Origin of the sequence: Nonomuraea sp. NPDC050478 (assembly GCF_044458265.1) — a bacterium.
GTDB lineage: Bacteria > Actinomycetota > Actinomycetes > Streptosporangiales > Streptosporangiaceae > Nonomuraea > Nonomuraea ferruginea.
The window spans coordinates 1,338,790-1,360,519 of sequence record NZ_JBITHT010000002.1 but is presented as its reverse complement, the minus strand read 5'-3'; the positions used below and the strand labels follow the sequence as shown (position 1 = coordinate 1,360,519).

The 21,730-nt window shown below is 72.4% G+C and carries 20 protein-coding genes and 1 tRNA gene; 8 read left to right on the top strand and 13 right to left on the bottom strand.

From position 1 onward, the window contains the following. Window positions 1–959 precede the first annotated feature (959 nt). The gene (xerC, locus tag ACIBF7_RS14360) at window positions 960–2,537 is read left to right on the top strand and encodes a tyrosine recombinase XerC (RefSeq protein ID WP_397197249.1); all 1,578 of its coding nucleotides are present in this window, start codon (window positions 960–962) and stop codon (window positions 2,535–2,537) included. Between the two features lie 445 nt (window positions 2,538–2,982). Here the strand turns inward: xerC and ACIBF7_RS14355 are convergent. From ACIBF7_RS14355 to ACIBF7_RS14345, 3 genes are all read right to left on the bottom strand, one after another. Continuing rightward, a tRNA-Ile gene (locus tag ACIBF7_RS14355) sits at window positions 2,983–3,056 on the bottom strand. 441 nt (window positions 3,057–3,497) lie between these two features. Continuing rightward, window positions 3,498–4,991 (bottom strand): S1 family peptidase, encoded by a 1,494-nt coding sequence (locus ACIBF7_RS14350; RefSeq protein WP_397197248.1) that lies wholly within the window; start codon window positions 4,989–4,991, stop codon window positions 3,498–3,500. A gap of 89 nt (window positions 4,992–5,080) precedes the next feature. Then, window positions 5,081–6,013: a LysR family transcriptional regulator gene (locus tag ACIBF7_RS14345; RefSeq protein ID WP_148032944.1), complete on the bottom strand. Its 933-nt coding sequence runs from the start codon at window positions 6,011–6,013 to the stop codon at window positions 5,081–5,083. A gap of 96 nt (window positions 6,014–6,109) precedes the next feature. On the opposite strand from ACIBF7_RS14345, the gene ACIBF7_RS14340 reads away from it, so the two are divergent. The 3 genes from ACIBF7_RS14340 to ACIBF7_RS14330 are packed head-to-tail and all read left to right on the top strand — an operon-like array spanning window position 6,110 to window position 7,378. Beyond that, on the top strand, window positions 6,110–6,334 hold the full coding sequence (locus ACIBF7_RS14340) for a DUF6158 family protein (RefSeq protein ID WP_148032943.1): 225 nt from the start codon (window positions 6,110–6,112) through the stop codon (window positions 6,332–6,334). After that, the gene (locus ACIBF7_RS14335; RefSeq protein WP_148032942.1) at window positions 6,334–6,570 is read left to right on the top strand and encodes a hypothetical protein; all 237 of its coding nucleotides are present in this window, start codon (window positions 6,334–6,336) and stop codon (window positions 6,568–6,570) included. The genes ACIBF7_RS14340 and ACIBF7_RS14335 overlap by 1 nt, the downstream gene beginning before the upstream one ends. Before the next feature lie 28 nt (window positions 6,571–6,598). Beyond that, entirely contained in the window at window positions 6,599–7,378 is a 780-nt protein-coding gene (locus ACIBF7_RS14330) for a putative hydro-lyase (RefSeq protein WP_271276369.1), read from the top strand. On the opposite strand, the gene ACIBF7_RS14325 is transcribed toward ACIBF7_RS14330, so the two are convergent. Then, a complete protein-coding gene (locus ACIBF7_RS14325; RefSeq protein WP_397197247.1) occupies window positions 7,341–9,554 on the bottom strand; it encodes an ATP-binding cassette domain-containing protein in 2,214 nt (737 codons plus the stop codon). The genes ACIBF7_RS14330 and ACIBF7_RS14325 overlap by 38 nt on opposite strands. Window positions 9,555–9,603: 49 nt before the next feature. On the opposite strand from ACIBF7_RS14325, the gene ACIBF7_RS14320 reads away from it, so the two are divergent. Then, complete coding sequence (locus ACIBF7_RS14320; RefSeq protein WP_364226772.1) at window positions 9,604–10,224, top strand: TetR/AcrR family transcriptional regulator; 621 nt, start codon at window positions 9,604–9,606, stop codon at window positions 10,222–10,224. Here the strand turns inward: ACIBF7_RS14320 and ACIBF7_RS14315 are convergent. From ACIBF7_RS14315 to ACIBF7_RS14305, 3 genes are read right to left on the bottom strand one after another with little or no spacing between them, the layout of a single operon-like run. Continuing rightward, a complete protein-coding gene (locus ACIBF7_RS14315; protein ID WP_364226775.1) occupies window positions 10,166–10,756 on the bottom strand; it encodes an ATP-binding protein in 591 nt (196 codons plus the stop codon). The two genes, ACIBF7_RS14320 and ACIBF7_RS14315, sit on opposite strands and share 59 nt — an antisense overlap. 4 nt (window positions 10,757–10,760) lie before the next feature. Continuing rightward, on the bottom strand, window positions 10,761–11,129 hold the full coding sequence (locus ACIBF7_RS14310; protein WP_219544771.1) for a PPOX class F420-dependent oxidoreductase: 369 nt from the start codon (window positions 11,127–11,129) through the stop codon (window positions 10,761–10,763). Between the two features lie 22 nt (window positions 11,130–11,151). Beyond that, window positions 11,152–12,057, bottom strand: coding sequence for an aryldialkylphosphatase (locus ACIBF7_RS14305; RefSeq protein WP_364226779.1), 906 nt, complete (start codon window positions 12,055–12,057; stop codon window positions 11,152–11,154). Window positions 12,058–12,229: 172 nt separating this feature from the next. Here ACIBF7_RS14305 and ACIBF7_RS14300 point away from each other — a divergent pair, with 172 nt between their 5' ends. Next, window positions 12,230–12,688, top strand: coding sequence for a TIGR02611 family protein (locus ACIBF7_RS14300; RefSeq protein ID WP_271276364.1), 459 nt, complete (start codon window positions 12,230–12,232; stop codon window positions 12,686–12,688). 10 nt (window positions 12,689–12,698) lie between these two features. Here ACIBF7_RS14300 and ACIBF7_RS14295 read toward each other — a convergent pair whose 3' ends face one another. Together ACIBF7_RS14295 and ACIBF7_RS14290 are read right to left on the bottom strand one after the other, a co-directional pair. Further along, window positions 12,699–13,019 carry a co-chaperone GroES gene (locus tag ACIBF7_RS14295; RefSeq protein ID WP_148032935.1) on the bottom strand — a complete coding sequence of 107 codons (321 nt, stop codon included), beginning with the start codon at window positions 13,017–13,019 and terminating at the stop codon, window positions 12,699–12,701. Window positions 13,020–13,074: 55 nt separating this feature from the next. After that, complete coding sequence (locus ACIBF7_RS14290) at window positions 13,075–14,013, bottom strand: endonuclease/exonuclease/phosphatase family protein (protein ID WP_397197246.1); 939 nt, start codon at window positions 14,011–14,013, stop codon at window positions 13,075–13,077. Window positions 14,014–14,097: 84 nt separating this feature from the next. Here ACIBF7_RS14290 and ACIBF7_RS14285 point away from each other — a divergent pair, with 84 nt between their 5' ends. Then, window positions 14,098–15,348, top strand: coding sequence for an ArgE/DapE family deacylase (locus ACIBF7_RS14285; RefSeq protein ID WP_397197245.1), 1,251 nt, complete (start codon window positions 14,098–14,100; stop codon window positions 15,346–15,348). A gap of 10 nt (window positions 15,349–15,358) precedes the next feature. Here ACIBF7_RS14285 and ACIBF7_RS14280 read toward each other — a convergent pair whose 3' ends face one another. From ACIBF7_RS14280 to ACIBF7_RS14270, 3 genes are read right to left on the bottom strand one after another with little or no spacing between them, the layout of a single operon-like run. Next, window positions 15,359–16,159, bottom strand: a complete 801-nt coding sequence (locus ACIBF7_RS14280; protein WP_219544766.1) for an ABC transporter ATP-binding protein — start codon at window positions 16,157–16,159, stop codon at window positions 15,359–15,361. After that, window positions 16,159–17,166, bottom strand: a complete 1,008-nt coding sequence (locus ACIBF7_RS14275; protein ID WP_148032931.1) for an iron chelate uptake ABC transporter family permease subunit — start codon at window positions 17,164–17,166, stop codon at window positions 16,159–16,161. The genes ACIBF7_RS14280 and ACIBF7_RS14275 overlap by 1 nt, the downstream gene beginning before the upstream one ends. Further along, window positions 17,163–18,224, bottom strand: coding sequence for an iron chelate uptake ABC transporter family permease subunit (locus ACIBF7_RS14270; protein ID WP_364226788.1), 1,062 nt, complete (start codon window positions 18,222–18,224; stop codon window positions 17,163–17,165). The genes ACIBF7_RS14275 and ACIBF7_RS14270 overlap by 4 nt, the downstream gene beginning before the upstream one ends. A gap of 85 nt (window positions 18,225–18,309) precedes the next feature. Between ACIBF7_RS14270 and ACIBF7_RS14265 the strand changes: the two genes are divergently transcribed. Continuing rightward, window positions 18,310–19,317, top strand: a complete 1,008-nt coding sequence (locus ACIBF7_RS14265) for an ABC transporter substrate-binding protein (RefSeq protein ID WP_148032929.1) — start codon at window positions 18,310–18,312, stop codon at window positions 19,315–19,317. Here the strand turns inward: ACIBF7_RS14265 and ACIBF7_RS14260 are convergent. After that, window positions 19,301–21,706, bottom strand: a complete 2,406-nt coding sequence (locus ACIBF7_RS14260; protein ID WP_364226792.1) for a helicase-associated domain-containing protein — start codon at window positions 21,704–21,706, stop codon at window positions 19,301–19,303. The genes ACIBF7_RS14265 and ACIBF7_RS14260 overlap by 17 nt on opposite strands. Window positions 21,707–21,730 lie beyond the last annotated feature (24 nt).

The following is a 21,730-nucleotide window of genomic DNA, read 5'->3' as shown; positions in this document are numbered from 1 at the left end:
CTAGTGACACGCCGCATCAGCGTGCCCGCAAGCGTTTCCGCAGCTCACACCCCTGATTCATGTGTTTTTCTCGCTACACATCTGCGGAACGCGGGCTCGAGGCTCGAACCCGGAACCTACGGATTAAAAGTCCGGAGCTTCGTTTCCGCGTGGCAGAGCGTGCTCTGTAATGTCGCGCAGGGGGCAATAGCGTCAGCGCAAATACGTCGAATCAGGACTTTCCTTCATAGAGTACTGACGGCGATCTTTTCGTGAATGTCCGTGTTTCGAGGTCGTGTGCCGCTGTTGGTTGCTCGGGCGGCGCGGTGTCGAGTCCCACGCCGGGCTTGACTAAAGACTGATCTATCGCAGTGTCCTAACTCGGCCTTCCTGGCCGGTATTTCAATAAGTGACAGGGATGAGTTCGCCTGTCGGATTGGCGGATCCGATGGTGACCGTACAGTCCAGCCACTTCGCCGAATCTCGATGCTGTGCGTTCCATGCCGGCTGAGGCCGTCGCCATGCGATCAGCGCGGGGCCTTTGCGCGAGGCCGACGTTCTCTGGCCGAGGCACGCAGCCGGATGCCTTCTCTCGGCCGGATCGTGCGCCGGGCGATGCGGACCAGCGGATATCGCTTGACATCGGTGGTGGAGGTGGGCGTCGATACCGACCGCCCCGGACCGGCCGGTGGCTTCGGAGCGTCCCCGCTGCAGCGCCCCTGACGGGCCTGTGCGGGCCGATCCCGACCGCCCTCCGGCCCGGGGCACGGCAATTGCCACTTCGGGCCGCCTGACGGCGAGCGGCGCGGTGATGGGCCGGGTACGCGATGCCACCGGTGCCGTCGGTGGCGTTGTGCACCGGTCCTACTGCCCTGACGGCGCTCGGTGGGGCCGGGGACGAGGGCCGCCGCAGGAAAGCGACGTCGAGCGAACCGGCGACGCGAGGTCCACGAACAAGAGGAAAGGGCGCGACAGCGACGATGAACGGAACCACCTTCAGGACGTGTTCCTGCCGGGACGAGGCGACCGGCAAGAAACTGGGCAAGGCCTGCCCGAAGCTGCGCCGCCCGGGGGGAGGCGAGCGGTGGAGCAGCACCCACGGCCGGTGGGCTTACCAGTTGGAGCTTCCAGCGCACGCCGACGGGCGGCGGCGCAACCCCCTGCGGCGGCGCGGCTTCGCCACCTTGGAGGAGGTTGAGGCCGAGCTGGAGCACGCCCGCGCGCTGCTGGCGCTGGATGACGACCCGCATATCCAGCGGAAGATCGCCGAGCTGATGCTGTCCATGCTCAAAGGCACCAAGGCGTTGCCGCCGCTGGAGGAGGTACGGCGCAAGGTGCGTACCCGCCAGGACCTCAACCCCACCGTCACGGTGGCCGAGTGGATGCAGGAGTTCCTGCGGCGCAAGCGGAAGATCGACGCCACCACGCGCCGCTCGTATGAGGCGCACATCCGCCTCTACTTCGTTCCCTACCTGGGTGACATCCGGCTGGACCGGCTGCGGGTGTCGGATGTGGCGGGGATGTTCGATGCGATCGAGGAGTTCAACGACGTCATCGCCGCCGAACGGGGCAGCGGCGACCCGGCCCGGGTGGCATCGGTCCGGTACCGGCGGCCGGTCGGCCCCGCCACCATGCATCGCATCCGCGCCACCTTGCGGCACGCGCTGAATATCGCGATCAAGCAGGACCGGCTGATCGACTTCAACCCGGCCGCGGTGGTCGAGCTCCCCGATGCTGAGCGTCCGAAGGCGCTGGTGTGGACCGATGAGCGGGTGGCCGACTGGAGCCGGGACCTGCAGCAGCGGCTCGCAGTGGAGGAGCGGCAGCGCGGGGCTCGGCCGAGCCGCGCCAGCATGATCAATGTGTACGCGTCCGTGCCGCGGCCATCGCCGGTGATGGTCTGGACGCCTTCGCACACCTACACCTTCCTCGCCCAGGCGGCCACTCACCGGCTGTCCGCGCTGTATCGGCTGATCGCTCTGCGCGGGTTGCGTCGAGGGGAGGCGGTCGGGCTGCGCTGGAAGGATGTCGACCTGAACGCCGGTACGGCTGGGGTGCATTGGCAGATCACCCAGCTGGGCTGGCAACCGGTACAGGGCAGGCCGAAGACGGAGGCCAGCGACCGCATCATCGCCCTGGACGAGGACACCGTCACCGCGCTACGCGCGCACCGCAAGCGCCAGGCCGCTGAGCGGCTGGCCGCGGGCGAGGCCTGGACCGACAGCGGGTTCGTCTTCACCGACGAGCTCGGCAGGCCGCTGCATCCCCAGCAGGTCAGCGATCACTTCTACCAGCTGGCCTTCCAGGTGGGGCTCCCGCCGGTGCGGCTTCACGATCTCCGACACGGCGCCGCCTCGCTCATGCTTGCCGCCGGGGTCGATCTGAAGGTTGTGCAGGAGACGCTCGGTCACGTCTCCTCCACCTTCACCCGCGACACCTACACCAGCGTCTACCCCGAGGTGGCCCGTGCCGCCGCCGAATCCACCGCCGCCCTGGTCAACACCGCCGCCGCAGGCGCCCAGACCGCCCGCCTGATCACCCTGCCGACCCACACCTGAGACACCACCACCTGAACCACTGAGCCCAAGCAGGCCCGCCGACCCTTCGGCGGGCCTGACTCATGCCCTCGGTGGCTGGCCGCACGGCTGAGGCAAGGCCGGTCGATCCTGAACCTGCGCGGTGCACAGGCCGAGCGGCTCGCCGCGAGAAGCAGCGGATCTTTTATCTGCTGGACGGGAACGGCCTGGTCGGAGAGACGAGCCCACTTGGACACGGCTTGACCGGCCAACGGGTCACCACTGACCAGCGACGCCGTTCATGCCTTCCGGCTTGATCTTCTGATGGTCGTCGCCGGGGTCTGTACTGACGGTGACGGTGCAAATGATCTACCGTCGTGCCCGGTCCGTACACAAGAGCAACCACCGAGCAACCAATCATGATCAACAGTGCGATTCGAGGCCGGCGAAAACCGAGAAACCCCAGGTCAAACGCGGTATTGATGAGTAGGGCGGGTGGGACTTGAACCCACGACCCACGGATTATGAGTCCGATGCTCTGACCGGCTGAGCTACCGCCCCTGGATTGAGTTGTGCGCATCGACAAGGTTAAAGCATCGTGAGCGCCCCCAGTCCCGCCTGATGCCTCGCACATCATTCCACGCCGAGCCCTCTCGGGGGAGACTAGGACGATCATTCTTCCGAGAGCGGACGGGGTGGCGCGCTTGCCGGTGAAGCTGATCTACGAGACCCACGCCACCGCGATGGAGCCGGCGAGCTGTCCGCCGCCGGCCGGGAACAGGCGCGTGAGCTGGGGGACGGCGGAAGGACGTGGACGTGGTCCACGCCTCGGACCTGCGCCGCGCCGTACGGACCGCGGAGATCGGCGGGCGGCAACAGGGCAGGGCCGCACCGTTGGCGCGGATGCGGCCGACCGGTGGGCCCTGCGGGTGCTGTTCGGCGGGACGCCGCTGGAGGAGCTGGTTGAGGGCCCGTTCCAGTGGCGTCCCGGGTGGGAGTACGTTACGGCCGGTTGAAGCCGAGGGTGTACGAGCCGGAGCCGCTGTAGGCGTGCACGCGGTAGCGGTAGTAGCCGGCGCTGCCGTTGTAGGTGACGGTCTCGTCGGCGCCTGGCGTGATGCCCTGGGCCACGGTGCTCCAGGAGAAACCGTTCCACCTCTGGAGGTAGAGGTCGAAGTCGGTGCCGTCAGGGGCGTCCAGGCAGGCGGCGTGGGTGCCCGACGTCGTCGTCTGGTAGTAGGAGCCGTTCGGCTGGTAGGCGTTCTGGCCGGACGACAGCGAGCCGGTGTGGGTCGACTGGTAGCCCTGGCAGCCGGTGGGCGGGTCGGGGTCGCCGCCGCCGTCGCTGGTCACCAGGGTCAGGCCGCCGACGGAGATGATCTCGCCGATGGGCTGGAAGTACGTGGTGCCGCCGATGCTGCAGTTGCCGGAGCCGCCGGAGGTCATGCCCTGGGCCTGGTCGCCGGAGATGAACGCGCCGCCGGAGTCGCCGGGCTCGGCGCAGACGGAGGTGCGGGTGAGTCCGGAGACGGTGCCCTGCGGGTAGTTCACGGTGCTGTTGAGCGCCTGTACGGTGCCGCAGTGCCACTGGGTGGTGGAGCCGGAGCGGCACACGGAGCCGCCGGGCTGGGTGACGGACGCGCCGCGCACCGGCAGGATGCCGGCCGAGTAGCCGTTGACCACGCCGGGGGCGGTCCAGTCGGCGTTCGTCGCGACCCAGGCGTAGTCGTTGCCGGGGAACGACGAGATCTGGAAGGTGCCCTGCGCCACGCGGTTGTAGCCGGTCGTGGACTGGCCGTTGGAGCCGCAGTGGCCGGCGGTGGTGAAGCCGACCTGGGTGCCGCGCCGGGCGGCGAACCCGACGGAGCAGCGCGAGGACGAGATGTAGTACGCGTCGCCGCCGCGGATGTCGTACAGGAGCTTCGGCCGGTCCGCCGAGTCGGCGAACTTGACCGCGCCGGTGTCGACGCCGGCGCTCTTCGCCCAGGCCAGGGCCGCGTCCTGGTCGGCGGCCTGCACGACGACCGCGTTGTCGGCGGGTGAGACCGACCAGCTGTGCACGGTGTCGGGCGGCGCGGCCTTGTCCAGGCCGTCCTTGACGGCGGTGAGCTGGGCCAGCGTGCGGGTCACGATGCGGGCCTCGGCGCCGGAGCTCTTGATCGCGGCGGCGTCCGACTGCTTGACGCTGGCCGCGACCAGCTTGCTCTCCGGCCCTTCGAACCAGGCGCCGGCGTAGCGGTCGCCGAGCTGCTTGGCCAGGGCGGGCGCGGCCTGGTTGCCGCGGGCCTCGTTGGCCATCCGGGCGACGGCCTGCCTCTCGCTGATGCCGAGGTCGCGCTCGATGGCGTCGATCACGCCCTTGGGGGGCTCGGCCGTGGCGGTGGTCGTGGCGGTGGTCGTGGTGGTGGTCGTGGTGGTGGGGGTGGCGACGGCGGGGGTGGCCGTCATGACTAAGGCGCCGATCGAGATGGCGATCAGCGCTGGGGTCCGCAGCATGGGGTGTCTCCTCGCTGTGGCTGGGGGGTGCCGTCAACGTACGCGGGCGGCCGGAAACCGAGGAGTACCAGTTCGGCCCTATCACGGTGTTATGGCGCGGTGCCGAACCCGGGGTTGCGGCCCAGCCAGTCGTGGTAGGCGCGGCTGCGCCGTACCGCTTCCCGGTGTGTCTGCTTGGCCTGGAGGAGCACCCATGCGGCGTCCGGCGCGGCCGGGTGGCGGCCGAGGAGCTGACGCCAGCGCAGCGGCGCGTTCTTCAGCGGCACCACCACCATGCCGGGGGCGGGCTGGTGGGTGGCCTGGCAGAGCACCACCGCGCGGCCCACCTGCGCCAGGTGCACGCAGGTGGCCACGTCGGTCTCGTAGATGGTGCCCGGCGTGAACCCGGCCCGCGCGCACGCCATCGCGAAGCAGTCGTTGAAGCAGCCGTCCCCCGGCGTGACCGCCCACTGCTCGTCCGCCAGGTCGGCGAGCTCCACCTCCTTCTCCACGGCCAGCGGGTGGTCCACGGAGAGCAGGGTGAAGACCGGGTCGAGGCTGATCGTCTCCCAGGCCAGGGTGCCCGCCGGGGTGCCGTTGTCGCCGCACGCCCCGGTCAGCACGTAGTCGAGCCGGCCCAGCTCGACCATGGTGGTCAGCTCGTGGGCTGACCAGCTGGTGTAGGTGGTTACCTGGCGTTCCGCGGCCAGGCGGTGCACCAGGCCGCCGAGTATCGGGCCGTTGGTGGCGCCTATCCGGTAGCCGGAGGTGGGGGCGTGCGCGAACCGTACGGCCTCCTCCTGCAGCTCCTTGGCGGCGGGCAGGAGTACCCGGGCGCGGGCGAGCACCAGCTCGCCCAGCCGGGTGGGGCGGGCGCCGTGACGGTCGCGCTCGAAGAGCGCGCCGCCGAGCATCCGCTCGATGCGCTTGAGCTGGGCGGTGAGGGCGGGCTGGGCCAACCCGAGCATGGAAGCGGCCTTGCTGACACTTCCGGCGTCCGCGACGGCGCGGACGATCTTGAGGTGCCTGAGCTCGAGGTCCATAACGGGAAGGTAAGGCGGTCTAATCTCCCAAACAATGCCTATGTGTCAGGAAATGTGACAGATATTGTCGAGCGCCATCTGGGGTAGAGGGAGCCCATGACGACGATGGGAATCGACCCGGCCCAGCTGAGCGACGAGGACCTGCTGCGCGAGCTGCGGCAACTGCACACCACCCGCACCGACACCTTCCTGCACGGCTCCGACGACGCGCTCGCCCGTCACACCTCACGGACGAACGAGATGGAGTCCGAATATCTGCGCCGCTATCCGGAGCGCGAGATCGACCCGAACCGGCTGCGCGAGGGAGCGAGGGCACGCTGATGGATCCGCGACACGACGTGCAGGCGCTGTCCGACGTCGACATCCACGTCTACGAGGCCGTCGCGGGCCCGGCCGTCGAGCACGGCTGGGTCGGTATGGACGAGCTGGTGCACATCACCGGCCTGCCCGGCGAGGAGGTGCGGGAGAGCCTGGAGCGGCTGATCGGCCAGGGGTACGTGCTGCCGACCCCCGACGGGTACGGGCTCGGGCCGCACACCTTCGGCGTCTGGCGCTGATCCGGCGACTCGGGCGTACGCTCGAGGAGTGGACGTCGCAGACCTGACCCCCGCGCAGGCGCGCGAGCGCTTCCGCGGCGGGGAGCGCACGCCGACGGCCGGCTGGTGCAGGGGCTGGACCCAGGCCAATCTGATCGCCGTGCCCCAGGAGCTGGCCTACGACCTGCTGCTGTTCGCGCACCGCAACGCGCGGGCCTGCCCGCTGCTCGACGTGGGCGAGCCCGGCGCGGTGCGCACCCGCCTGTTCCCCGGCGACCTGCGCACCGACCTGCCCGGCTACCGCGTCTACCAGGACGGACGCGCCGTCGCCGACACCGGTGAGGTGGTGGCGGAGTGGCGGGCGGACCTGGTGCCGTTCCTGTTCGGCTGCAGCTTCACCTTCGAGCGGGCGCTGCTGGCCGCGGGCGTGCCGATCCGGCACCTGGAGCAGGGCGTGAACGTGCCGATGTACCGGACGAACGTGCCGTGCGAGCCGTCGGGGCCGCTGGCCGGGCCGCTCGTGGTGTCGATGCGGCCGGTGCCGGAGGCGCTGGTGGCCACCGCGATCGAGGTCAGCGGGCGCTACCCGATGGTGCACGGCGCGCCGGTCCACACCGGCGACCCGGCCGTGATCGGCATCGGCGACCTGGGCAGGCCCGACTTCGGCGACCCGGTGGAGGTGCGGGAGGGGGAGACGCCGCTGTTCTGGGCGTGCGGGGTGACGCCGCAGGCGGCGGTGATGGCCAGCGGCGTGGAGTTCGCGATCGGGCACCTGCCGGGGCACATGGCGATCATCGACGCGCGGGACGAGGACTATCGAGAGACTTAGCCAGATATTTCGCGGTATGGGTGGAGGCTTCGGCCAGCGCCGCCGGGGTGCCCTCGAACACCACCCGCCCGCCGTGCCGTCCCGCCTCCGGCCCCAGGTCGATCACCCAGTCGGCGTGCTTGACCACGTCGAGGTCGTGCTCCACCACGATCACCGCGTTGCCGCCGTCGACGAGCCGGTCGAGCAGCGCCAGCAGCCGGTCGACGTCGGCCGGGTGCAGGCCCCTGGTCGGCTCGTCGAACACGTACACGTGACCGGTCTCGTGCAGCCGGTGCGCCAGCTTGAGCCGCTGCCGCTCGCCGCCCGACAGCGTGGCCAGCGAACGCCCCAGGGTCAGATGGCCCAGCCCCAGCTCGCCCAGCCGGTCGAGGCCCGGCAGGTCGTAGTCGCGCACGGCCTCGCCTGCGGTCAGCGCCAGCACGCCGGCGATGTCGCGCCCGGCCAGGCGGTACGACAGGGCCTCGCGGTTGTAGCGGGTGCCGCCGCAGGCGTCGCAGACGCGGGTCACCGGGTCCATGAACGCCAGGTCGGTCCTGATCTCGCCGCGCCCGCCGCACTCCGGGCAGGCGCCCGCCGAGTTGGCGCTGAACAGCTTGGCCGGCACCCCGTGCGCGGCCGCGAACAGCTTGCGCAGCCGGTCCATCGCCCCCAGGTAGGTGGCGAGCGTCGAACGGGGCGAGGCGTGCACGGCCGACTGGTCGACCAGCACCGTGCCGGGGTGGCGGGCGGGCAGCTCGCGGGTCATCAGCGTGCTCTTGCCCGACCCGGCCACGCCGGTCACCGCCGTCAGCACGCCCAGCGGCACCCGGACCGTCACGTCGGCCAGGTTGTGGGTCCGGGCGCCGCCGATCGTCAGCCACCCGGACGGTTCGCGTACCCGCTCCTTGAGCCCGCGCGCCCGCCGCAGCGCGCGGCCGGTCGGCGTGTCGCCGAGCCCGGCCACCGGCCCCTGGTAGACCACCCGCCCGCCGTCGGCGCCCGCGCCCGGCCCCAGGTCGACCACCCGGTCGGCGAGCGCGATCACGTCGCGGTCGTGCTCGACCACGAGCACCGTGTTGCCCTTGTCGCGCAACTGCAGCAGCAGCCCGCCGAGCAGGTGCACGTCGCGCGGATGCAGGCCGGCGCTGGGCTCGTCGAAGACGTACGTGAGACCGGTGAGGCCGCTGCCCAGGTGGCGCACGGTCTTGAGGCGCTGGGCCTCGCCGCCCGACAGGGTCGGCGTCTCCCGGTCGAGGCTGAGGTAGCCGAGCCCGATGGCCTCGACGCGGCGCAACGCCTCCACCGCCGCGCGGGCGACCGGGTCGGCCGTCTCCGCCAGCACGCCGATCAGGTCGGTGATCTCCATCGCGCAGTGGTCGGCCAGGTTGCGGCCGTCGATGCGGGAGGCCAGCGCCGCCGGGTTGAGCCGCCGGCCGCCGCACGCGGGGCAGGCGCGCTCGCGCACCACCTCCCGCGCCGCCTGGTCGAGCGACTCCACGTCGCGGTGGAGGTGGACGCGGTCGAACCGGGTGATCACGCCCTCGTAGTCGTGGGCGCGGCCGTCGCGCTCCACCTTGAACCCGCTCCCGTGCAGCAGCAGGCCGAGCTCCCGCTCGGTGTAGTCGCGCAGCGGCTTGGCCGGGTCGAACAGCCCCGACTTCGCGTAGAGGCTCCACACGTAGCCGCCGACCGCGTACGGCCGCAGCGCTCCCTGGGCCAGCGACAGGTCGAAGTCGACCAGCCGGCCGACGTCGACCTCCGTCTTCCGCCCCAAGCCGGCGCACTCCGGGCACATGCCCGCCGGGTCGTTGAACGAGTAGGCCGTCGCCGGGCCCGCCGAGGGCTCGCCGCGCCGCGAGAACAGCACCCGCAGCATGGGGTGGATCTCGGTCATCGTGCCGACCGTGGAGCGGGCGTTGCCGCCCACCGGCCGCTGGTCGACGACCACCGCGGCGGTCAGCCCCTCCAGCCGTCCGGCGCGCGGGCGCTCGTGCTTGGGCAGCCGGTTCCTGACGAACGCGCTGTAGGTCTCGTTGAGCTGGCGCTGCGACTCGGCCGCGATGGTCTCGAACACCACCGACGACTTGCCGGAGCCGGACACGCCGGTGAACACGATGAGCCGCTCCTTGGGCAGCCGCAGGGAGACGTCGCGCAGGTTGTTCTGCCGGAGACCGGTGAGTACGATCTCGCGGGACATGGCTCTCCTCCATAGCTTTAGCTATTACCTATAGCCTAAGCTACATGCCATGGCTGACATTCCCGATCGGAGGGCCCGCCGGCGGGCGGAGACGCTGGAGGAGATCCTGGCCATCGCCCTGGAGGTGATGGCCGAGGACGGCGTGGCCGGGCTGAGCCTGTCGGCCGTGGCCAGGCGGCTCGGCATCCGGCCGCCGTCGCTGTACAAGTACTTCCCGTCCCGGCACGCCGTCTACGACGCGCTCTTCGAACGCGGCCAGCGGGCCTACCTGGAGGCGGTGCTGCGGGGCGCCGCGGGCGCGGAGCCGGGCCTGGCCGCGATGGCCGCCTCGCTGGAGGCCGGCGCGCGGTGGGTGATGGCCAACCAGGCGCTGGCCCAGCTGCTGTTCTGGCGGCCGGTGCCCGGCTTCGAGCCCTCGGAGCGGGCGTACGCCCCGGCCCTGGCCGTCCACGACCACTTCACCGCGCTGACGTCGGCCGCCATCGAGCGCGGCGAACTGCATCCGGACGCCGCGGGCGAGGAGGGGCAGGCCCTGGGCTCCAGCCTGATCGCCGGCCTGCTGTCGCAGCAGCTCGCCAACGAGCCGGGCGCCGCGTTCGAGGAGGGGCGGTTCACCCGGTGGGTGGCCCGCCTGCCCGGGGTGCTCGCGGCGATATACCCGCCGCGGTGAGCTGCGCCCCCAGCGGGGGCGCGCCGCGCCGGTTGTCGATCTCCAGGTGCGGCACCGCGGGCGGCTCGTCCACCCTGATCCGCGTCAGGTACGCGTCGAACGCCGCCAGCTTGCCCGCGTCCCTGGGCAGGCCCCTGGCCTCCAGGCGCTCGCGCAGCGTCGAGGCGTCGGAGCGCACCCACACCAGCCGCACCGGCGGGCCGCCCAGCTCCGCCACCCAGCGTCGCCAGCGCGCCGCGTCGTGCACCTGGCCGGTGAAAGGACCGTCGAGCATGACCGGGCAGCCGTGCTCGCGGATCCGCCGGGCGGTCGCGGTCATGCCGGCGTACTCGTGCCTTTTGACGTGCTCGTCGTACCAGGAACCCTCGCGTTCCCCATGAGGCCTGCCGTAGCCGGCCAGCACCTCGGCGACGAGGCCCCCGTACATCGTGTCCTTGTCGAGCAGGGCGGGCACCGGCGACAGGCGGGCGAGCAGCGCGGCGGCCACCGTGGACTTGCCCGCCCCCGGCGGGCCGCTGACGACCCAGATCACGGTCTCAGTCTGGCAGGCCCCAGGAGATGACCTTCGCCGGCTTGACGCGGATGACCGCGTCGGACATGCCGGGCCTGGGCGGGCGCACGCCGGTGAGCGCCTCGGCGGTGCCGCGGATCTCCACCCCGCGCACGATCCACGGGCTGACCGAGGCCAGCTCGTCCACCACCAGCGAGACCGTGCTGCCGGCCCGTACGTTGCGGAACTTCTTGGTGGCGGCCAGGTCGAGGCCGCCGATGTCGATCGTGCCGGCCTCGGCGTCGACGAAGAAGCCGACGGGGTTGTTCTGCACCTGGCCGCCGGGCGCGACCGTGGCCAGGCGGCCCAGCCGCTGGGTGGACAGGAAAGCCAGCTCGGATTCGGTGAGTCTCATGACGTCAGCATGAGACCTCGACTCAGCTTGAGGTCAACCCGTCCGTCAGCCAGCGCAGCGGGTTGTCGTGGGTGATCGCGCTCAGCGTCTCCGCCTCGACGCCGGCCTCGCGCAGCCTGGGCAGCACCGCGGCGGACAGGTGCCCGTAGCCGGGGCCGCCGTACTTGCCGAGCTGCGCGACCCGGCTCACGCCGCTGCTGAGCAGCAGCCGGCCGGCGTGGCCCTCGCGGATGAGGTCCAGGGCGACGGCCGCGGCCCGCTCGGCGCCCACGCCGATCGAGCCCAGGCTCACGTACGCGCCGGACTCGGCGATCTTGCGGGCCGCGGCCGGGTCGGCGCCCGAGCAGCCCACGGACACCCGGGAGGCGGGCAGGCCCTCGATCATCAGCAGTTCCAGCATGGCCAGGCCGTCCTGGCCGTAGGTGGCCACCGACAGCCTGGAGGAGAGCGCGGCGCGGGCGGCGGCCCGCAGGGCGCGCTCCTCGGCCGGGGTGGGGTGCGCGCCCCAGCAGCCGACCTCGCCGATCACGCCGGGGAACACGCCGCTGTCGTCCATCCCGTCGAGGATGTCGGCCATCAGCAGGCCGGTGAGCGTGTCGGCGTCGGCGTCGGCGGCGCCGGAGAACGGCCCGGTGGAAAGGCCCGTGGCGGCGACCACCGGCACGCGGCTGCCGGCGGCGATCCTGGCCAGGGCGGCCGCGTCGCGGCCCATGCCGATGGAGGTGAGCTCCACGACCAGGCCGAGCGGGTCGTCGCCGGTGCGCAGCGCGCGGAGCTCGGCGATGACGGCCTGCTCCTCGTCCAGCCAGCGGTACGGATCGGAGTCGATGCCCACTGCCCAGCGCATGTCGGCGCGGAGGTGTTCGTGGGGGAGTACGGCACCGGTCACCGCGGCCGCGCGGACGGGGCCGGTAACAGTGCGAAGCATAACCTCGGGCATGCTCTACAGTAGCTGAGAAAAGCCCGATATATCCTGGTTTAGCGCCAGATTTTACCGTTCAGCGGGTTTGACGGACGTTCCGGGTGTAGTCCACATTTGGCCACTCGTGCCTGTGGGCCTACCCGTATCCTGGTGACCACACCGACTGTCCGGGGGGACCGTGCCGACGCAGAAATCCGAGACGGGGGACGCCGACCTCATGAAGGACGAGGCCGCGCGTCACTCCAGCATTCCTCGCCGTCGCGGGCCCAAGGGCTGGCTCGACGGCGTCAGGGCCACGCGCACCGGCGCGCTCACCCTCAAGGTCGTGATCGGCGTGATCGGCACCGTCATGGTGGTCGGCGGCCTGATCATGGTGCCGTTCCCCGGGCCCGGCTGGCTGGTCGTGTTCGGCGGCCTGGCGGTGCTGGCGACCGAGTTTCACTGGGCGCACCGGCTGCTGGAGTTCGGCAAGCGGATGCTGCACGCCTGGACCGAGTGGTACAAGCGGCGGGGCTGGACCGTGCGGATCATCGTGGCGTTCGTGACGCTCTGCGCCATGGGCCTGATCATCTACCTCAGCCTGCTCACGTTCGGCGTGGACGTCATCCAGGTGGCCAGGCAGTTCGTCCTCTCCTGAGGCGGGGGCCTCAGAGATAGAGACCCGTGCCGTGGTCGGTCTCCTGCGTGGCCACCGCGTGCAGGTCGCGCTCGCGCATCACGAGATAGGTCTGCGCGTGCAGCTCCACCTCGAACTGGTCTTCAGGATTGAGCAGCACCTTGTCGCCGACCCGGACCGAGCGCACGTTGGCGCCCACGCCGCAGACCTCGCCCCAGGCGAGCCGGTTGGCCATCTTCACCGTCGCCGGGATGACGATGCCCGATCCGCTGCGTCGCTCCTCGGTGTCGCGCTCCAGCCGGATCATCACCCGATCGTGCAGCATCTGAATCTCGAACTTCGGCTCTTCCACGTGCCAAGTTTACGTTCCGCCGGGTAAGGATCACTCCACGCCCGTACGGCGGACTTCAGGGAAGGGTGAGAACGGCGGAGACCGGGTGGTGGTCGGTGCCCTTGAGCGTGTGCACGGCGAAGGAGCGGACGCCGATGCGGGAGTCCGCCACGACGTGGTCGATGGCGACTCCCGGGAGCGGGCCCCAGCCGCCCTGCGGCCAGGTGGTGCGCAGGCCGTGGCCGGTGACGTCGGCGGCGTCCCGGTAGCCGCTCGCGAGGAGCTCGCGCATGGGCAGGTGGTCGAGCGTGGCGTTGAAGTCGCCGGCCAGGACCCGCAGCGGGCCGCCGGCGCGGGGGAGCGCCTCCAGCCCGGCCCGCCAGCAGGGCTGCCGACCGTACCTCTTGGGCGCGCACGGGTGCACGGAGACCAGCTCCACCCGCGCCCCGCCCGGGTGCGCGAGCACCGCGCGGACCTGGCCGAAGCGGCCGTGCTCGATCGCCTCGCCGGGGGTGAGCGGGTGCCGCGCGTACAGGGCCGAGCCGCCGGCTCCCTGCCTGGGCCGGGTCACGGCGTACGGGAACGTCTCGGGCAACCCGGCTTCCTCCAGCCGCTCCATGGCGTCAGGCGTCAGCTCCTGCAACGCCAGCACGTCGGGCCGGAGCCGGGCCACCAGCGCCATCAGCTCGCCGGTGTCGGCCACGCCGACCATGAGGTTGGCCGCCAGCACCCGCAGCGGCGCCCCGGCCGGCTCCGTGCCGCCGTCGGCCAGGCTCCTCGGCACCACGGCGAAGCCCAGGGCCACCGTGGCGGCCAGGGCCAGCGCGGCCGCCGCCCGCTTCCTGAGCGCCGCCGCCAGCACCAGCCCGGCCCCCGCGGCCGCCGCGACGTGCGGGGTGACCGCCACCGCGGGCACCCACGGCCAGTCCGGCTCGAACCCCGACAGCCGCAGCGCCGCCCACACCGCCGCCGCGCCCGTCACACCCCACGCCACCAGACTCGCCACGATCTTCACGCCTGAGTATCGCCACAACTCCCGGTACGAGTTCACGGGATTTCCTGGCATTCCCGTCATGAGCCGTCATGAGAAGGTGTGCGCATGCGCGACGTGGAACTCAGGGTGCTGGACGCCATCGACGACTCCGAGGCCGTGAACCTGCTGGCCGAGACCGTCGGCGTGCCCAGCGTCACCGGCACCGACGCCGAGTCGGAGCTGCAGCATCACTTCGCCGGCCTGCTGACCGAGGCCGGCATGGACGTGGACGTGTGGAAGCTCGACCTCGACGACCTGCGCGAGCGCGACGGGTTCCCCGGCACCGAGGCGCCGAGGAGCGAGGGGTACGGGGTCGTCGGGGTGGTGGGCGGCGACGGCGTCCCCGCGCTGGCGCTGCAGGGGCATGTGGACGTGGTGCCCGTCGGAGACCTGGCCAGATGGGAGGGGAACGACCCGTTCGCCGCCCGGATCAGCGGTGACGTCCTGCACGGCAGGGGCGCCTGCGACATGAAGGCGGGCCTGGTGGCCAACCTGGCCGTGGTGCGGGCCGTCCAGCGGGCCGGGATCAGGCTCACCCGCCCGCTGGCCGTGCACTGCGTCGTCAGCGAGGAGGACGGCGGGCTGGGCGCGTTCGGCACCCTGGCCAGGGGGCACACCGCCGAGGCGGCCGTGATCACCGAGCCCACCAGCGGCCAGGTGATCACCGCCAACGCGGGCGCGCTCACGTTCCGGCTGGAGATCGCCGGCCGGGCCGCGCACGGCGCCGCCCGGCTGGAGGGGGTCAACGCCATCGAGGTGTTCTGGCCGGTGTTCGAGGCGATCAGGCGGCTGGAGGCCGAGCGGAACCGGGACGTCCCCGCCGTGTTCGGCGGCAACCCGCTGCCGTACCCGATCGAGATCGGCACCGTCCACGCCGGCGACTGGGCGAGCACGGTGCCGGACCTGCTGGTCGCCGAGGGCCGGCTGGGCGTGCGGCTGGACGAGGACCCGGCGGCGGCGCGGGCCGCGTTCGAGGAGGCGGTGCGGTCGGCCGCGCACCCGTGGCTGCGGGCGAACCCGCCGGCGGTGACCTGGCCAGGCGGCCAGTTCGCCAGCGGCCGGCTGCCCGCCGGTCACCCGCTGCTCAGCGAGGTGAGGCAGGCGGTCGCCGACACCGGCGGGGCCACCCTCACCGAAGCCGCCGCCCCGTACGGGAGCGACCTGCGGCTGTACGCGGGCAGCGGGATCCCGACGCTGCACTACGGCCCCGGCGACGTGCGCTTCGCGCACGCGCCCCGCGAGCAGGTGGCGGTGCCGGAGTTCCTGGAGGTGATCCGCGCCCTGGCCGTCCTGGCGGTCCGCCGCTGCGCGCCCTAGCAGGGGCTCCTCAGGCCGGGGACGTGACCCGGCGGCGGGACTCGGGGACGATCAGCGGGGTGCCCGACTGGGGGTCCTGGATGATCTCGCAACGGAGTTCGAACACCTGCTCGACCAGCTCCGGGGTGACGATCTCGGCGGGGTCGCCCTCGGCCAGCACGCTGCCCTCCCGCATGACGATGAGGTGGGTGGCGTAGCGGCAGGCCTGGTTCAGGTCGTGCAGCACGGCCACCATCGTCCGGCCCGCCTCGTGCAGGTCGGCGCAGAGGTCGAGCACCTCGATCTGGTGCGAGATGTCGAGGAACGTGGTCGGCTCGTCCAGCAGCAGGATCGGCGTCTCCTGGGCCAGCGCCATGGCCAGCCACACCCGCTGCCGCTGACCGCCCGACAGCTCGTCGACGATCCGGTCGGCCAGCCCGGTCACGTCCGTGGCCCGCATCGCCTCGGTCACGGCCGCCTCGTCGGCCTTCGACCACTGCCGCATCAGCCGCTGGTGCGGGTAGCGGCCGCGCGCCACCAGGTCGGCCACGGTGATCCCGTCAGGGACGATCGAGCTCTGCGGCAGCAGCCCGAGCCGCCGCGCGACCTCCTTCGACGGCAGCGTGGTGATCACGCTGCCGTCGAGGTGCACGGCGCCCTGCTTCGGCTTGAGCATCCTGGCCAGGGCGCGCAGCAGGGTGGACTTGCCGCACGCGTTCGGGCCGATGATCACGGTGAAGGACCGGTCGGGGATGGCCACGGACAGCTGACTGGCCACGACTCGCTGGTCGTAGGCGAGGGTGAGGTCGGTTCCTGACAGGCGGGTGGTCATCAGTAGCGGTCCTTTCGCAGCAGGAATGCCAGGTACGCGCCGCCGATGGCGGCCGTCACCACGCCGACGGGCAGCTGGACGGGGGCCAGCAGGCGCTGGGCGATCAGGTCGGAGGCGGTCAGCAGCACGGCGCCCATGAGCGCCGAGGAGGCGAGCGTGACGCCGGGTGAGCGGGTCAGCCGGCGGGCGAGCTGCGGCGAGGCCAGCGCGACGAACATCACCGGCCCGGCGGCGGCCGTCGCCACCCCGCACAGCAGCACGCCCGCCACGATCGCGACCGCGCGCACCGGCTCGACCCTGATGCCCATGGCGCGGGCGGCGTCGTCGCCCATCTCGATCATGCGCAGCGGCCTGGCCACGTACGCGCAGAGCGGCAGCAGCAGCGCCAGCGCGACGGCGACCGGGATCGCGTGGTCCCAGCCGCGCCCGCTCAGGCTGCCGGTCAGCCAGGCGGCGGCGGTGGCGGCGTCGTAGATGTTGGACCGCGTCAGCAGATAGGAGTTGGCCGCCAGGAGCAGCGCGTTCGCCCCGATGCCGACCAGGACGAGCCGGTAGCCCTGCACGCCGCGCCGGTACGACAGGGCGTAGACCAGCACGGCGGTGATCACGCATCCGGCCAGCGCGCCGCCGGCGATGACCGCGGCCGAGCCGCCCGCGACCACGGCCAGGATGCCGCCGGTCGAGGCGCCGGCGGTGAAGCCGATGAAGTCGGGGCTGCCGAGCGCGTTCCTGGTGAGGCTCTGGAAGATGGCGCCGCTCAGCCCGAACGCGGCCCCCACCAGCAGCCCGGTGGCCACCCGGGGAGCGCGCAGCTTGTTCACGATCAGCTCGGCGACCGGCGTGCCCTCACCCGCCAGCGCCGCCAGGATGTCCGGCACCGGCACGGTGAACTCGCCCGTCGAGATCGCCGCCACCGCCACCGCGCACGCGATGAGCAGCAGCAGCGCGGTGACGGCCAGGGAACGCGGGGCCAGCCGCATCGACCAGGGGCCCAGGCGGACGTTCATAGTGCGGCGAGCCTCCTGCGCCGGGCCAACAGGATGAAGATCGGCGCGCCGATCGCCGCGCACATGATGCCGACCTGTACCTCGCCCGGCCGGGCGATGAGCCGCCCCACGATGTCGGCGCCGAGCAGCAGCACCGGCGCCACCACCGCCGAGTACGGCAGCACCCACCGCTGGTCCTGGCCCACGACGGCGCGCACCGCGTGCGGCACCGCCAGCCCGATGAACCACAGCGGACCGGCCGCCGCCGTCGCCGCCCCGCACAGCAGCGTCACCGCCACCGCCGTCAGCGCCCGGGTGCGGCCGACCGCCACGCCCAGGGCGCGGCCCGCGTCGTCGCCCAGCGACAGCATGTTGAGCGGCCTGCCCAGGCACAGCCCCAGCGCCAGCCCGGCCACCAGGAAAGGCGCCAGCCGCAGCGCCGTGTCGGCCGTCTGCCCCGCCAGCGAGCCGGTCAGCCAGAACCGCATCCGGTCATAGGTCTGGGAGTCGATGCGCAGGATGGCCGACGACATGGCGGTGAAGACCATGCCCACCGCGATGCCCGCCAGCGCGAGCCGTACCGGACCTCCTCCGGTGCGGCCCGCCGCGCCGAGCGAGTAGACCACCAGCGAGGCCCCGGCGGCGCCCGCGAACGCGAACCACACGTAGACGGTCGGGTCCGTGAGCCCGAACAGCCCGAGCGCGAGCGTGACCCCCAGCGCGGCGCCCTCGTTGATGCCGAGGATGCCCGGGTCGGCCAGCGGGTTGCGGGTCAGGCTCTGCATGAGCGCCCCGGCCAGCCCGAGCGCCGCGCCGACGCCGATGCCGAGCAGCGTGCGCGGCACCCGGAGCTCCCTGATGACCGTGTGGTCGCTGGAGCCGTCGGGGGCGAGGAACGCGTCGAAGGCGGCCGTCAGCGGCATCGCCCGCGCGCCCAGCGCCACGCCGGCGAGGCCCACGAGGACTAACAGCCCGAGCGCCACCAGCAGCCCCGCGGCGAGCGTGACCTGCCGGCCGCGCCGCGGCGGCGGGTCCCCGCCCGCCTCGGTGGCAGGTTCGGTGTGCTCGGCCGGGCGCACCCGCCCCCCTCTCCTTACGGTCTGGCTTAGGCGAGGCTAATCTAAAGCCTCAGTACGAAGGCAAGCCTAACCTTAGGGAGTACTCATGTCGGGACCGGTCATGGCTCGGCGAGGTTTCCTCGCCGCGGCGGCGGGTCTGGCCGCCGCCGTCACGCTCGCCGCGTGCGGCGGCGCGGGCGGTACCGCGGCCGCACCGGAGGCGTCCTCCGCCCCGGCCGCCCAGCCGTGGACGTTCACCGACGACCGCGGCAAGAAGGTCGACCTCGACAAGACCCCCTCCAAGGTGGTCGCCCAGGTCGGCGCCGCCGCCGCGCTGTGGGACTTCGGCGTGCGCCCGGTCGGCGTCTTCGGCCCGCACAAGCTCCAGGACGGCAGCAAGGACCCGCAGGTCGGCAACGTCGACATCACCAAGGTCACCGGCCTGGGCAACGTGTGGGACGAGTTCAACGTCGAGCAGTACATCGCCCTGCAGCCCGACCTGCTGGTCAGCAGCATGTACGAGAACGGCACGCTCTGGTACGTGCCCGAGAAGTCCAAGGACACCATCGAGCAGGTCGCCCCCACGGTCGGCGTCATGCTCACCGGCAAGACCGCCACCGAGGTGATCGGCACGTACGAGAAGCTGGCCGCGTCGCTCGGCGCCGACATGGCGGGCGTGCCCGAGGCCAAGGCCCGCATGGAGGCCGCCACCAAGGAGCTGGCGGCGCTCAAGGACCTCAAGATCCTCATGATGTCGGGCGGCGCCGACCAGATGTGGGTGGTCAACCCGCCCGAGTACGCCGACATCCGCCACCTCATGGACAACGGCCTCGACATCGTGGTGCCGGGCAAGGTGGACGAGGGCGGCTTCTTCCAGACCCTCAGCTGGGAGAACGCCGACACCTACGACGCGGACGTGATCCTCTACGACACCCGCACGCAGGCGCTGAAGCCCGAGGAGATGATGAAGAAGCCGACCTTCGCCGAGCTCCCCGCGGTCAAGGCCGGCCAGCTCTACCCGTGGCGTGCCGAGGCCCCCTTCAGCTACCAGGGCTACGCCGACTTCCTGGAGGAGCTCGTGGCCAACCTGAAGAAGGCTAATAAGCTCCCTTGACCTCGACGATCTCGGCGAGGGGGAACTCCAGGTAGTCGCCCGCCTCCTCGCACCAGGCGTCGAGCGCCCCGTTGCGCAGCTCGCCGTGGCTGATGGTGGCGGTCAGGCCGTCGGTCAGCGTGATGCCCGCCCGCACGCCCCGGTCGACCACGAAGCCGAGCAGCGACTGCTGCGCCGTCGGCAGCCTGGTCGCCATCCGGCCGATCACCGCCCAGGTGCGGCCGTTGCGCTCGCCCGCCTCACGGCTCTCGGCGATGAGGCGGCGGGCGTGCTCGTGCGGGTCGGGCACCGGCTCGGCGATCATCGGCTCATCGGACGGCTGGGCGTCGGACAGCTCGGCCACCTGACCGCCCGGCAGCAGGATCAGCCTGCCGTTGCGGGGCTCCTCGGCGCGGGTGCGGCGGATGGCGATCTCGCCGGTGTCGGCCACGGGCACCGGCGCGTACCCCGCCTCGCGCAGCACCCCGAGCGTGCGCTCGGCGTCGGCGGAGGCGACCAGCACGGTCGGCGCGAGCAGCCGCAGCCCCAGCCGCGACAGCCGCCGGTGTGCGGCGATCTCGGCCAGCAGCGCGGGATCGGAGGCCTGCACCACGCAGCCGACCGTGGTCACCGTCACCTCGCCGTGGCGGCGGGCCACGTCGTGCACGAGGTACTCCAGCGGCTGCGGGACGGCGCCCACCCCCGACAGCTCGTCCAGCAGCTCGTCGGCGTCGTAGCCGCGGTCGAGGGCGCGGCGCACGCTCTCGGTGGTGAACCGCCACACCGAGGCCGCGCCCCGGGACTCGCGTTCGGCCACCCTGTCGAGCAGCTCGGCCAGCTCCGCCGACGGCGGCCCGGTCACCACCGCGGTCAGGTCGGGCCCGAACAGGGCGCTCCTGCGCACGCTGGCCAGCGCCCGGGTGGACGCCTCCACCAGCGCGGGGTCGTGCTCGACCAGCGGGGCCGCGTCGTCGCTCTCGCCGCCCGCCTTGGCCGCCAGCCCGGCCAGCGCCCGGCCGAGGTCGGTGAGCGCGTGGTTGGCCACCAGGCCGAGCAGCCGCGACTCGTCGATCACCGCGGAGGCGCACCGGTCGAGCAGCTCGCGGTCGACCAGCGGCGCGTGCCAGCGCACGTTGGCCACCAGGCTGTCGCGGTCGGCGAAGGCCGTGGCGGACGGCAGCCGCAGGAGCGCCGACAGCACGGCGTGACGGATGCGGGCCATCGCGGCGCCGCTCTGGTCGTCGCCCAGGACCGTGCCGTACCGTCCGTCGATCTTGCGGAGGGACGAGCGCTCCATGCGCCACCAGGCCGACAGCAGCACCCGCAGCCGGGCGGCGCCCTCGTCGAGCCGCCAGCGGTCGAACCGCTCGGTCGGCACCAGGCCGCCGGACTTCTCGTCCCACGCCAGCAGCCGCGCCACCGCGCAGATCTCCAGCAGCAGCCGGGTCTCGTCCTCGTCGCAGCCGGTCTCCTTGGCGACCCTGCGCACCTCGCGCACGCCCACGCCGCCGGTCTTGAGCAGCGGCAACGGCGCCTTGGACGTGTTGTCGAGCAGGGCCGCGCAGCGCTCCACGACGTGCGGCGCGGCCAGCGTCATCAGGTGGTCGACCTCCTCGGGGTCGACCGGGATCGTGGCCACCTCGGGCGCCCGCGGCGTGAACGGCGGATGGTAGCCGGGGCCGCGCCGGCCGAGCGCCACCTCGCGGGGCATCTCGGCGACGTTCCAGCTCGGCCGGTAGAGCAGGCCGTGGTCGGCCGCCCACTTCTCGGGCGTGCCGGGGGTGACGAACCTGCCGCCGTCGACCTCGCGTACGGGGCCGTGCCAGGCGAACTCGTCGAGCAGCGCGGCGGCTCCGGCGGGGGCGTGGCGCAGCAGCGCGGCCATGTGGCCGTCGTCGGCCAGCGCCTCGCCCACCCGCGCGACCGTGCGGCGCTTGCCGCCGTGGGAGGGCAGGCCCAGGTTGCCGGCCAGGGTGCGCAGCGTGTCGCCGCTGATCGTCCACGAGTTCAGGTAGTGGTCGAGCGGCTCGCCGAGGCCGAGCGGCGCGCTCCAGTAGCGGGTCACGGCCTCGGCCAGGTGGATCTCGCCGTCGGCAGAGGGACAGGCCAGCGCGTGGTCGTAGAGGTGGTCGAGCCACCGGTCCACCTCGGCGCGCGGCGCCCCGAGGAACCCGGCGAGCCGCTCGGCGGTCGGCCGGGTCAGGACCAGGCAGGCCTCGGCGAGCTGCAGGCAGGGGAGCGGCAGAACGCGCAGCGCCTCCATGACGGCGAAGCCGTTGCTCAGCCGCTGGGCCAGCGTGTCGAGCCGCCGCGGCCACGGCGCGGCGAGGGCGTCAGGCCGGTGCGTCAGGACGCGGGCGAGCCTGTCTTCGTCGAGGGTTCGTAGCCAGCCGAGCAGGTGATCGTCCATCGGTCAGCACTCTCATGGGGTCGC